This is a genomic window from Streptococcus sp. LYSM12, from assembly GCF_004569635.1.
In the GTDB taxonomy this organism is placed as follows: Bacteria; Bacillota; Bacilli; order Lactobacillales; family Streptococcaceae; genus Streptococcus.
On the sequence record NZ_SPOZ01000012.1, the window covers coordinates 21,374 to 34,011 of the forward strand.

Genomic DNA, 12,638 nt, shown 5'->3' on the forward strand with positions numbered 1-12,638 from the left:
CAGAATTATTACTTTCTATCGTCTGAGATTTGCATATTAAATTTTCATAACAAAATAAGACTCTTTAAAGAATCCTTAGTTTTATTGGTATGCTATTTACAATACCCATTGTTAAAATGGATACTCTAAGCAGCACACCAACTATTTATTTTTTGAGTTTTAAACTTTGGTAGAAGTCTTGAACTCCTTATATTTACATAACTATTTGCCTCTATCACTATTATGACACGAAACCCCATGGAAGGATCTAGGATTTTGCCACCTGTAAAGCCATCTCTTTCCAACTTATCCCACATCTGACGGATCAGGGATGGGTCTGTGTAATAGGCTGTCAGGGAGGACTGTTTCATATCCGAATACTCTTTATCTGTGACTAGGCTCTTCAGTTCTTCTCGTTCCTTAGAAAATTTTGGATTATAGTCATCAAAAAATTCATTGGCTAGTCCACCCCAGCCTACATACTTGGCAAGGAGTTCTTGTTCACTTGGTGAAGCATTGCGGTGCTCTACTTCTAGATTTTTTACCAAACGAATGGCCACAATGTTTGTCTCAACCTTATCTCTAGCAGTCTTAGGATAAAAGTCCGTCAAATCTTCTGGAAAATAAAAGTCCGTTACTGGAATCTCTGGAATTGTTTCGACGACTTCCTCTTCAGGAATTTGATTATCTGTTTCTTCAAGATCAGTATCGTTATGACCATTTTCTGAATCATCTGGTTCCAATAGTCCAATACTCTGAACTGGCTCCTCTTCCAGAAATGAGAATAGGTTTAATTCTTGGTCCGCTTCTTCTAACTCTGTTTGTGGTTCTGCCTTTGGCTGATGAAGTGCCTGACTGACTTCTTCCCAGGTCCTCACATAAAGAACTGGATTTTGTTCAATGATATCCGAAAAGTCATTGACTAACTCAATCCGAATCAAACCGTTCAATCGAGCATCGCTGACCGACATGACCTCAAAGTCCTGTCCCTTATAGGAAACCAATGACCCCAGAGGATAAGTGTCCAATACTCTCTGAACCAGTGGATTTTCCGCGAATTCTTCATCAACTACTTCTTTTCCCTCAGCTTTCTCTAGCTTGCTTTTCCAATCTCTGAGAGTTAAATCTGGCTGATTACCTTTATCTTTTTCAAATTGCTCCGCATCTTCTCTGCTGAGTTCTTGGTGTAAAAAGGCGTAGGCAACTTGTCGCAGCTCTTCAATGGAAAGCTGGCTACCAAAGAAAAATTCAACCTTTTCATGACTTAGTCCCATTTGGAGTAGTTCTGTCGCAAGGGCTAGTTGAGTTACCGAGGCTTTGGGATAACCACCTAGTAAAGCAAGGTCTGCATTTTTTAAACGAAAACGACCTGCTGCATCCAATAAAATACCGACTCGGTCTGGGTCAAACTGAGATAAATCAATCCCTAGCTGAGTCAATTTTTCTTGATTTTCTATCCTAATGGCTTGTCCAATTTTTTCTAATTCCTTTTCTTCGACTGTAGTCAGCGTTCGTTTCAGCTCATAGGGACTGCCATCAGCTTCGAGATAAGTAAGTAATTCCTCGCCATCAAAGACTGGTGTCATTTCCATCTCTGTGTCAAAATCACCTCGTCTAAAACTTGGGACTTTGGAACGTTCATTTCGAATTTGGTCAAAATATGTTAGAATCTCAAATTTACGTCGTAAGGATAACTCTTCATAAGCTGGCAGATGACTGGTTTTTCCTATTTGAACATCTAGTTGAGACAAATCTACATCCAAACTAGCAATAACCAGAGAGCCCTCTTCTCGAAAAGATATTGCTTGATGAACACTTGTTTTGTGCTCATCAACAGTTTCTTCATTTTCTAGAACAGTTTCATCAGCTCTAGTTTCAAGCTCAGGCTCGTAAGTTAAGAGAAACTGTTCAATATCTCGACTAATACGATCCGATAAATTATTAGCCACACGATACACATTGACCAAATTAGCTCCCCTACTCTTTTGTAAGAGTGAATCCGGCGATATGGTTTGGTAGTGTCCATTGGAATCCAATAATTGAAAACGAGTGGCCAGATTGAACAAGGCCACTTCTATCACCAAGTTTTTTTCAGACGGCGATAGTTTATCTAGTTTTTGAAGACCACTTTGGCCGAAAACTTGTGTATAGGTCAATAGATCATGAGCAGTATCATAAGGACTAGCCTGGACAAAAGCTGAAACATCTGTCTCAAAGTGAAGTACTTGAACAGACTTATTTATTTCTTGCCTATTGGTCATAAACTGATGAATAAGACTATCCCACTCCTCATCAAAATGCTCTGCTTGGTAATATAAAAATGCCTCAAGCAAGCCTCTATCACGAGGAATAGTGGCTCTCATCATTTGTAGTAAGACTTCTTGATTCATTTTCCCTCCCATTTTAAAAGGGCTGAGAGTGTTTCTCAGCCCTTTGAGTTAATCTAGGACCAAGGTTCGTTGGTCTCTTTCTTGTGGAATACCTTCCATTACAATTGCCACATAGTGTTGTAAGAAATGACTTTTCTGGTCTAGTAAATCTTTTTGCAAGGCAAGGTGAACCAAATCTCCAAAATAATCCTGACTGGAAATAGCCAAGTCCTGTTGGATCATGGCCTGTAAGGTTTCAAGGCTAAGTGGTGAATAATCGTCACTATCCAAAACCTCATACTGTTCCAAGGTTTCTGAGAGACTATTTGAGGACATTAAATCCATAATAAAATTAGAGCCTTCACCTGTTCGGTACAGCTTTTCCAGAATGTCAGTCATATCTGCCTGTACTTCATCCTGATAACTATCAACTTTAACTCGTAGCTCATCACTTATCAAGGATAGGTCATCCTCATCCATATAATCTTGATAAACCTGATTGAGGATTGTTCTATTAGAAATACTTAATTCCAAAGAGAGAAAAGCCTTGATAAACTCTTGGTAATCGACCTTCTCCATTTCAGACAAAGCCTCTTTCATGGTGTCAAAGTTCCAAGTCATTGTACAACTCCTTTTGTGGGACTAATGGTGAATGTCCAGATTGTAGCTCCTCTAAATCAGCTTGACCATCACCATCTGTGTCAACAGACTGCGGATCGGTTCCCAAAGCTAGTTCCTGAGCATCTGTCAGACCATCCTGGTCTGAATCCTTTTCATAAATAGTTTTTGGATTCATCTACTTCTCCTCCTTTTTCTTCAGTCCATAAGCCGTACCAAGTAGAATACCAGCTCCAATCAAGCCCAAAAGGGATTCCTGTTCCCCTGTATTTGGCAAAATACTTGCTGGAACAGGCGGTTCAATAGTCTCAATTGGTGGTTGAGGTGGAGTGGGTTGATTTGGACTTGGTTCTTCAGGTTGAGGTGTATGTGTTACAACTGTATTTGAGCTAATGACATAGCCATTCACTGTATGGAGATAGGTATTCTCCACCTGACCAGCCGCAATCCGTTTCATTTGAAGGTAAACATCTGCCTGAAAGGCTGAATCATCAGAGACAGTCTCTAAGAAGGATTTATCAAATGAAATTGACACGAGGCCATTTTCTGTATCTACCTGTTGCAAGGTGTATTTCGTGACTTCTGTCCCCTCTTTTAAGACAGAACCGTCTTTGAGGATGACATCCGTCATCAGATAGCTGCGATAAACACCATTATACTCATCATGCTTTTCATCATAGTTATCTTCAAAGCCATATTCAAATAAATCAGTCGCACGATTGCTTGGAATCATCGCTCCAACCAAGCGATAGTTAAAGGTTTGATGCAAGGCCACTTCTTTCCCGTCAAGGCTGGCATCTTTATGAGACAAGTCGATCACCACATCTTTTTGTGGGTCTAATTTTGGAACATTATTAACCACTGTTTCCGTGACATAGGCCAAGCCAAAATCAATTTGATAGGCTGTATTTTCATACTGACCACCTGTTTTGGTCAACTCATTTTTTACCGTCATCGGAAGCGTGACAACTAAGGTTTGACCAGTCTTCACATAGGTATCATAAAAGACTTTTGGATCATCGCTACTAAGAACTTGAATGGCTCCTTTAGGTGTAAACTGACGTTTAGCCATGGCATCTTGAACAACTTTCGGAGCTTCTGACAAACTAGCGTAGGTGCTGACAGAGATACCAGATACACGATTGCCATCCTTATCCAAAACTTGAATGCCATCAGGATTTAGGGTAAGGGCTTCTTCTGGGTAATCGTCTACCATGTAAAATCCCTTGGCAAGAACATCATCCGTCACGACCATATCCTTGTATTGACTGTAATCCAAGACAATTTTGTAATAATTGACCGTATTCGGAAGAACAGTCTTTCCATCAATTGAAATACCTTCTTGATTGGTATTAGACTTATGTGGAGTTACTTTAGGGACAAAATTGGTCACCGTATTGGTTTCATAGGCTTGCCCAAAGTCCACCTGATAAGCCACGTTTTCATAAGACTTCCCTGAATTAAGCATGGTTTCCAAAACCGTCATTGGAGTGACAATGGTAATATTCTCCCCCTTGGTCACATAAGATTCAAAAAAGGCTTGTGGGTCCTCAGGCATGAAAACTTGAAAAGCTCCTTTAGGCTGAATTTTTTGTTTGGAAAAGGCTGCTTGTAGCGTTTTAGGAGCTTCTAATAATTGAGAATAAGACTTCACCGTGATTCCTGAAACTGTTTTGCCATCAGATGTGACAAACTGAATAGCTGCTTCATCTGGCAATAAAGCTTCTTCTGGATAATCATCCACAAAGTAAAAACCTTGTGCAATCTGAGAGTTGTCTGCTTTAATCCCTCGGTATTGGTCCAAGTCCCATGAAAGAGTATAGTGATTTTGAGTTCCCACTAGCATGGGCTTCCCGTTGATATCCACTTTATCCTTGTTTAGGTTTTGTTTCTTGGGTTCTGGTGAAACAAGGGTGTTGGTCACTTCCTTGGTTTCATAGCCATTGCCGAAATCAACTTGATAAGCCTTGTTTGTATAGGTCTTTGTCTGACCATAGAGACTATCTTTAACCGTCATTTTGGTCAAAAGAGCTAAAGAAGTTCCTGTTTGAACATACTGGTCATAAAAGGCTTGGTTGTCATCCGGCATAAAGACTTGAAAGGCACCTGTCGGTGTAATCTTAGCACGAGCCAATTTATCTTGAAGGTCTTTAGGGGCTTCATTTAGGGAAGCATAGTTTTTAACTGTAATTCCTGATACCTTCTGACCGTCAAGGGTTGTGATAGCCGTGCCATTTTCCACCACATCAAGCACTTCCTCTGGGTAATCGTCCACAAAGAAGAAGCCTCGTGCAATTGTCTCTTTAGCAGAACGATCTCCCTTATACTGGTCCAAATCCCAAGTCAAACGATAGTGGTTGGTTGTACCAAGGGCTACGACCGTGTCATTAATGAGGACACCATCCGCATTTTCATTGTTTTTATCTGGTGTAATGAGCGTGGTTGTCTCCCCATCACCTGGTGTACGAACCGTTACAACATTTGAAGTGACTGTGTAAGCATTGGTTGTACCCTTGTTCAAAAGGAGTTTGTAACTATTGGAATAGGTTGCCCCATCATTTTGAACAGAACCATAGAGTTTTGGGGCGGTCAATTGATAAACCTGAGTTAAATCTTTATTTACCTCCTGCAACAAGTTTTCCTTTGCGGTTAAGGTCACAAAATTCTTAGTCTCATCAAAGCTAAGGACATAGTTTCCATTCTCTTTTTGTGTTGTTTCCTTATCAAATAGGTAACCAGCAGGCAAGTAGTCCTCAAAAATGAGACTAGTCGTTTGGGCACGATTGGGCGATAAGGCATCAACTGTTAAGGGATAAATCACCGTTGAATCTTTTGCGACAGTTTTCTCATGAAGATTAGCTTGGTCACTATTGACCACTTCTTTCATAATCTCTGAAGTTGTCGTCAAACGGTACGCATGATAATGGACAGTTGGTACTTGTGGTGGCGTTGGAAGTTCTTTTGGAATAGGTTTGACAGGCAAGGTTACCTTGGTCAAAGTTAGACTAGGCTGCACTACTTCATCCAAAGGCTTTGGTGTGAAAGTTACAGGCTTTTCTGGTGTAAATGTTTTTGGTGTATAGATATCTGGTGTTACCGTAATAGGTTCTGGAATGGGTTCAAGTTCCACCGTTACATGAGGTTTGGGACTATATGGTGTTACTGTACGTGCCACTGGTAGGGTATTTAAGGCGAACCAGTATGACAAGCCAACATTCTGTGGCATATCGCCTTGGCCAAAGGTTACTGTGTAGGTATTACCTGATGTAACTGTTGAGACAATAGCTCCTTTATAAGCATAACGACTTGATGTGGTATCCCATTCCTCAGGTAAATTCAAATCACTTGCACGGTTGGAACCCAAAGAACGTGCTAGACCTTCATTAGTCACTTGAACAGTTGAACCATTAATCGGCACAAATTTCCCAGATGAATCTTTGACATATTCTAAACCAATGTCATTATGATTGAGGGAAGAGTGTGTGAAGACTCCTGGCTTTTCTTTGGAGAAGGTAACTTGTGAACCGTCTTCCAAGTAATACTTGGCAACTACACGAAACTCCATCTTGTCTGTTCGCCAGTCACCGTTTCCGTCATTTCGATAGGCAATAAAACCCTCGGTTGGATCATTTGGCACAACCAATTTCACGGCATTGGTTCCAGCTGGTGATACAAGGTTGGTAATATCGTAAGTCACACGACTAATCTTTTTACCATCAAATCGTGCATGTTGAAGATTTTGATAGTTAAAACTAAGAGTCTCACCTGTTTTGAACATGTCATAGACAAAGAATCCTGTTGAATCCAATATTCTTGAGTAGCCTCCCAGCAAAGCATCGCCAGTTGAAATGATCTGATCAGGATTTCGGGTAATGGCCCCATGTTGTGCTTGGGGTTCACCGTTGTTGAGATTGAGGGCTTGAGCAAGGGCTTCAGAAATATAACCTTCTTCACCTTTTGAAATCTCGGCCAAGTCACGTTGATAGCGTTCCATTTCTTTGGTATTATAGGCATCAATCGCTTCATTCTCTTTTCTGGCTGCGGCTTCTTTTTCTTTATTACGTTTTGTAATAGCTTCAATCTCGGCTGCACGATCTGAAACTAATTGTTGTTTCTCCTGATTAGCTTGATCTACTGCGGCTTGACCTGCACGGTTTTCAGCATCAACAGCTGCTTGACCAGCCTGATTACGCCTTTCAATGGCTTCATTATCTGCCTTTGCCTTAGCAAGTCCAGCTTCATTTTCTTTTTGAATGGCCTGATTTTTCGCAACAATATCATCTGCCTTTGTTTTCTTTGTTAGATAATCCGCTACAGCTTGTTCGTTAGTTGATTGAATGGTTTCAACAGCCTTGCCATAGTTTGTATAGTCAAGGACAGATGTCCCATTTCCTGATGAAACTACTTGTTCTTTTACTGTCACATCAGCATCTGCATACCGAGTTTTTAGGTCATTGACTTTAGTATCAACCCAAGCATTTGTCTCTTTACCAGTTTGGTTGGCCCCCTCGTAGGCCTGTGACAGCTCCTTATTTTCCTGTTCGATGCGAGCTTTATTCGATTCGTATGTCGCTTTATCAGCTTTGTAGGTTTTAGTGACTTCATTAATAGTCTCAACCTGTTTTTGGGTATCTGCATCTGCTTTTGAAATTTGTTGGTTGGTTTCTACCGCAGATCTTGTATTTCCTAAATCCATTGGACTATCTTCAACCGTAGAAACACCTTCAGCCTTTGCTTCTTCAACTGCTTGTGTTACCGTATCATGTGGTACGGTAACAGCAATCGCACCGTTAGATTGTCCAGTTGATGCCATACTTTCAGTTTGTTCAGATACAGGGTTTGGTTGTGCTTCTGGTAAATTTGTGGCTGGATTCTCCGTTCGTTGAATGGTGGTGTCAACTGAAGTTGTAACTTCATCGGCATGTGCAACCGTTCCTCCCCAAGCAACAACAGCCGTCACCATGGTTCCAAGGGCAACGGAACATAGAGTGCGATATTTTTTACTCTTGCGAAAGACGTGTTTCTCGCCTTTTTCCTGATTGACAAGAAAGTGATGATTACATGTTTTGGTCATAAATAGTCCTTCTTTTCTTTTTTATGTAGCAACAAACTGTCACTCTTTATTAGATACGAGGGCGTTAGCGAGCACGACAAAAATAGGAGTTTTGACGAAGAACTTTCCGTTCTATGAGAAACTCTCTTTTTTTGTACAGCTCGTAGCCCAAGTTCAATACCATCATAAAAAAGAAGGCTTGATTTTGTTATCACAATAAATTGAGGGAAAAGAAAATGTTGCTTTTATACCACAAATATTGTAAAATTGTAGTGTAAAAGCAACAAGTGGGGGGCCGTATGTCAAAAAAAGAGATTCTACTCGATTTTATAGAAAAGAACAATGGCATTGTCACAAACAAAGATTGTAAAGCACTAGGTATTCCAACAATATATCTGACAAGACTAGAGAAAGAAGGCATTATCTTCCGAGTTGAAAAAGGTATTTTCCTAACCCAAAACGGAGACTATGATGAATACTACTTCTTTCAATATCGTTTTCCTAAGGCTATTTTCTCTTATATTTCGGCACTGTATCTACAACAGTTTACAGATGAAATTCCACAATATTTTGATGTGACAGTTCCTAGAGGCTACCGCTTTAATACTCCTCCAGCTAATCTAAACATTCACTTTGTCTCTAAAGAATACAGCGAGCTGGGAATGACTACTGTACCTACTCCTATGGGAAACAACGTAAGGGTATATGATTTTGAACGTATTATTTGTGATTTTGTAATACATCGAGAAAAGATTGATTCCGAACTCTTTGTCAAGACACTTCAATCTTATGGGAACTATCCTAAAAAAAATCTAGCAAAACTCTATGAATATGCGACAAAAATGAATACTTTAGAAAAAGTTAAACAAACTCTGGAGGTTCTAATATGAACAAAGCTAAATTAACAGCACTCTGTCATAAAATATCAAAGAATACTGGTTTAACCTTTAATTCCGTGATGACCTATTACTTCCTAGAAGTCATTTTGAAAAAATTAAGTCAAAGTTCTTATTCAAATCACTATATCTTCAAAGGAGGATTCCTACTGTCGAATGTCATCGGAGTTGAATCTCGTAGCACTGTTGATATTGACTTTTTATTCCATCAAATAACACTCTCAGAAGAAACTGTTAAACAGCAACTCAAGGAAATTTTAGCAGATTCCGAAGAAGGTATATCTTTTGTGATTCAATCAATCACAACTATTAAAGAAAGTGATGACTATGGTGGCTATCGAGCAACAATTTCGTGCCAACTTGAGAATATTAAACAAGTTATCCATTTGGATATTGCGACAGGTGATGTTGTAACTCCTCAGCCGATAACATACGACTATAAAGCTATTTTTGATGAAGACAATTTTCCAATCATTGCTTATACAATTGAAACAATTCTAGCTGAAAAACTCCAAACCATCTATTCACGAAACTTCTTGAACAGCAGAAGCAAAGACTTTTACGATGTTTATATTCTTTCAAAATTGAAGAAAAAAGATATTGATTTCAATCAGTTAAAAAATGCTTGCCAAAGAACTTTTTCCTATCGCGAAACTGAGCTCGATTTCGAAAAAATTATTGAACTACTCGAGAGATTCAAATCTGATCCTACTCAGAATCAACAATGGCAAAATTATTCAAAAAAATATAGTTATACAAAAGGAATTTCACTTGCAAATGTGCTTGATGAGATGATTAGTCTTATTACAATTATTATTTCTACTGACTCTGATTAAAACTTTTAACTGCCCCACTAGGTAATCGTGACATTAAAGGAAAAGGATATGCTAACTAATCAAGTTATTGTTAGCATATCCTTTTTTATTTCGTCGTATAAGCAAAACTCAAGCTACTATCCACTCCAGATAATTTACGGAAGGTATAGTTTGGATTGCCATTGTAGTTGGTTTCTGAGATAAGGAATGAACCGTCTGGGTAGACTTTCTCCACAAAAGCCACATGTCCGTATTCTGTTGGGGTGCCATGTCCTCCTCCCGCAAAGGAAAGGATAGCTCCTTCTTGTGGACTTGTCCCTGTCTCTCCACCGAGACTTGCGGCTGTTCGTACCCAATCTTGGCCATTGCCCATGGTACTGATAATTGGAATCTTCTCACCGTTTTTACCTTTGAGTTTTAGACCCAGTTGATTGATACGGGCTGCGACTCCCCAAGTACATTGGCCGTAAGCGTAACCCATACCGTCACCACCTCCTGGAATAGAGTTTTCAAAAAGGTCTTCTCGTACAGCTTCAAGTGCTTTTGGATCGCTTTGTGCTGTCCCACCGTTAGGTTGACTAAAGCCTTTTTCAATTTGGTAATACCACTCACTGGCTCGTGTTTGACGTTCAAGTAGCTTATCACCACTATTTCCTTCCCAGTAAATGAGAAAGAGCTGGGCAAGACTAGCTGGACTGCCTGAATTTTTGAAGAAGTCCTTTAACCAGTTGGTGTAATAAGGACTATCCCCATACAACATGAAATCCAGTTGTAAGCCTAAGTCATACCATTTTTGATGTTTTCCTTTGGCATATTCCAACAATAAAGTATGTCTGCGTGAACCATCCGCGGTATCTGTCCATTGGCCTAAGCCTAAACCACGTTTGAGAATATTTGGGTAACGTCCATTGTATATAGTTGGACCATTAAGTGTGAGCCAGCCCTCATCATCCCACGAACTATCTGTCGCACCAACAGGTGGAGATAAATAGTCGCCTTCAGCTCGTTTTGGATTAATGGAGGATTCTACCGACCAGTTACCTAGAATGGCTGCGATAGCTTGATTGGTCGCACCTTTGCTTTTAAGATAGTCATAAATTGCCTTGGCTCTCTCGAACTCATCGCCGCCAAACTGACCGATAGTTGGAAGAATGGTGGTCTGAACCTGAATCACTTTTGGAAAGTAGAATGCTGGATTGACATAGACCAACTTATCCGTGTCATCATCAATCTTTTGATAGGTGAGTTTTAGACCCGTTCCGTCTTTGGTCTGACCAATAATATCTCCTGCCAAGACTTGTTGATGTTCACTCACTCGGCCTGAATGAATGCCAAACAAGGTTAGTTTAGTCTTATTCACTCCCTTACCAGATGTCAAAACAACGTTCTCTCCATCAAGAGATACCTTGCCATCCATCGGAGACACAATGACTTGACCTTCTTTTGCTTCTAAGATGATATGGTGATGAAGCGTTGGTTTCTCATCAATGACCTCATAACCATATCGGTAGGTCATGTTTAAGCTATCCTCGTCAGTCCGGCCCTGAAAGGGATTGTCCAATTCTTGAAGAGCTAAATAGTTGCCTTCTTCGGTCAATTCCTTTAGCTCTTCCTGGTCCTCCTCAGACAGCTTGTAAGCAGGTTCTTTATACAAGTCAGACATAGATTTAATAGAATCACCACCATTTAAGTCCATCCACACTTGACTGAGAAATGCTTTGTAGGTCGCACCACCTTTTTCCATGAAATCGTCAAGCTTGTAGTCTTGGTATTGATGATTCATGTAAACCATGACCTCATCAATTTTGGTGTAGTAGGCAATCCCTTTTTCGTTGGTTCTCGTATGTTCCGCATCTTCCCACGTCATGCGGGTATAGGCCTTGGTCAATTCCATCTCATCTTGTTGAATGGCACTGCTACCTGAGACACTCATGAAAAAGCTCATCATCAAAAGGAGTATCAAGAAAATGCCTGAGACAATCCAAGTCAAAGGATTTCCCGCAATTGCAGAAAAGAAGGTCAGACTTCCCTTAATGGCTTGGGCAATCCCCTTAACTCCTGCTAGACTGTGCTTTCTGGCATGCTTTAAAAAGGTTTGATAGCGTCTTTGTGGTTTAAGAGGTTTCTGCCGTGTGAATCCTTTTCCCTTTTTGAAGTTGTGGAATCGTTCCTTTCCATGAGCCACTTTTGTCTTTGTAAAACTCACACCAGTCTGACCACTTTTCACCGCCACTTTACCTGCTTGATAGGTAAACCTGCCATAGCGTCTGGCTTTCAAGCTAGTATCCTTTAAGGTTCTTAGACCATCTAAATCATCATCCTGTGCCACCAAGTCAAGCGATTCAGAGGCAGCTAAGCCTAATCCAACTTTGAACTTGGTGGAGTTTTTCTTAGACTTTTGGACTTTCTTGAGTTGTTTGACCTCACGTTTGGCAGAACTTACTTCTTTTTCTGCACTGAGTCGATCGAATGACTTTTCTTGGTGAAACTGAAAGCGAGACTTCAAGGAAGATTTATCTTTTTGGAAGGTAAACTTGGGATTAACTGCCTTTTGCTTCTCACTTAGTTTCACTTCTGACAAATGTTTTCTTGCCGTCCGCAAACGCTCTTGAGCTTGAGGAAGTCGATAGTTCTTGATTTCCTTTACCTTCAACAGTCTAGGAGACACATGGGTAATTCTCTTTAGAAACTTCTCTTCTGCTTCTTGTTGGCTACTGAGTAGATTTTCTTTTAACTCTGTTTTCTTTTCCTGAAACAGAGAATTTTGGGCTGGTTTACGAAATCGTCCTTTTTTAGGAACAGTCTGTTTTAAGGCTCTAACTTCTTTCCGATAATGCATACGGGCTGATTTTAAGTTGCTTCGAAAATTTTGCCTGGCTTGTTTGACTAGCTTTTTATCCTCTTTCAT

The 12,638-nt window shown here is 40.1% G+C and carries 7 protein-coding genes; 2 read left to right on the top strand and 5 right to left on the bottom strand.

Translation table 11 applies throughout. The features are described 5' to 3' along the window. Positions 1–125: 125 nt before the first annotated feature. Genes E4T79_RS05110 through E4T79_RS05125 form a run of 4 tightly spaced genes read right to left on the bottom strand, consistent with a single transcriptional unit; the run spans position 126 to position 8,040 of the window. Positions 126–2,369 carry a hypothetical protein gene (locus E4T79_RS05110; RefSeq protein WP_135028332.1) on the bottom strand — a complete coding sequence of 748 codons (2,244 nt, stop codon included), beginning with the start codon at positions 2,367–2,369 and terminating at the stop codon, positions 126–128. A gap of 48 nt (positions 2,370–2,417) precedes the next feature. Further along, positions 2,418–2,969, bottom strand: a complete 552-nt coding sequence (locus E4T79_RS05115; protein WP_000220099.1) for a hypothetical protein — start codon at positions 2,967–2,969, stop codon at positions 2,418–2,420. Beyond that, positions 2,953–3,144, bottom strand: a complete 192-nt coding sequence (locus tag E4T79_RS05120; protein ID WP_001068445.1) for a calcium-binding protein — start codon at positions 3,142–3,144, stop codon at positions 2,953–2,955. Before E4T79_RS05120 ends, E4T79_RS05115 begins: the two co-directional genes overlap by 17 nt. Continuing rightward, positions 3,145–8,040 carry an SspB-related isopeptide-forming adhesin gene (locus tag E4T79_RS05125; protein ID WP_000167703.1) on the bottom strand — a complete coding sequence of 1,632 codons (4,896 nt, stop codon included), beginning with the start codon at positions 8,038–8,040 and terminating at the stop codon, positions 3,145–3,147. 278 nt (positions 8,041–8,318) lie between these two features. On the opposite strand from E4T79_RS05125, the gene E4T79_RS05135 reads away from it, so the two are divergent. Both E4T79_RS05135 and E4T79_RS05140 read left to right on the top strand, forming a co-directional pair. After that, on the top strand, positions 8,319–8,909 hold the full coding sequence (locus E4T79_RS05135) for a type IV toxin-antitoxin system AbiEi family antitoxin domain-containing protein (RefSeq protein ID WP_000037239.1): 591 nt from the start codon (positions 8,319–8,321) through the stop codon (positions 8,907–8,909). Next, entirely contained in the window at positions 8,906–9,751 is an 846-nt protein-coding gene (locus E4T79_RS05140) for a nucleotidyl transferase AbiEii/AbiGii toxin family protein (RefSeq protein WP_001030302.1), read from the top strand. The genes E4T79_RS05135 and E4T79_RS05140 overlap by 4 nt, the downstream gene beginning before the upstream one ends. 85 nt (positions 9,752–9,836) lie before the next feature. Here E4T79_RS05140 and E4T79_RS05145 read toward each other — a convergent pair whose 3' ends face one another. Further along, entirely contained in the window at positions 9,837–12,638 is a 2,802-nt protein-coding gene (locus E4T79_RS05145; protein WP_007894110.1) for a phage tail tip lysozyme, read from the bottom strand.

Excerpts from the sequence above, each read along its gene's own strand:
- E4T79_RS05110 (WP_135028332.1), bottom strand. The coding sequence starts at position 2,369 with ATGAATCAAGAAGTCTTACTACAAATGATGAGAGCCACTATTCCTCGT.
- E4T79_RS05115 (WP_000220099.1), bottom strand. The coding sequence starts at position 2,969 with ATGACTTGGAACTTTGACACCATGAAAGAGGCTTTGTCTGAAATGGAG.
- E4T79_RS05120 (WP_001068445.1), bottom strand. The coding sequence starts at position 3,144 with ATGAATCCAAAAACTATTTATGAAAAGGATTCAGACCAGGATGGTCTG.
- E4T79_RS05125 (WP_000167703.1), bottom strand. The coding sequence starts at position 8,040 with ATGACCAAAACATGTAATCATCACTTTCTTGTCAATCAGGAAAAAGGC.
- E4T79_RS05135 (WP_000037239.1), top strand. The coding sequence starts at position 8,319 with ATGTCAAAAAAAGAGATTCTACTCGATTTTATAGAAAAGAACAATGGC.
- E4T79_RS05140 (WP_001030302.1), top strand. The coding sequence starts at position 8,906 with ATGAACAAAGCTAAATTAACAGCACTCTGTCATAAAATATCAAAGAAT.
- E4T79_RS05145 (WP_007894110.1), bottom strand. The coding sequence starts at position 12,638 with ATGAAAGAGGATAAAAAGCTAGTCAAACAAGCCAGGCAAAATTTTCGA.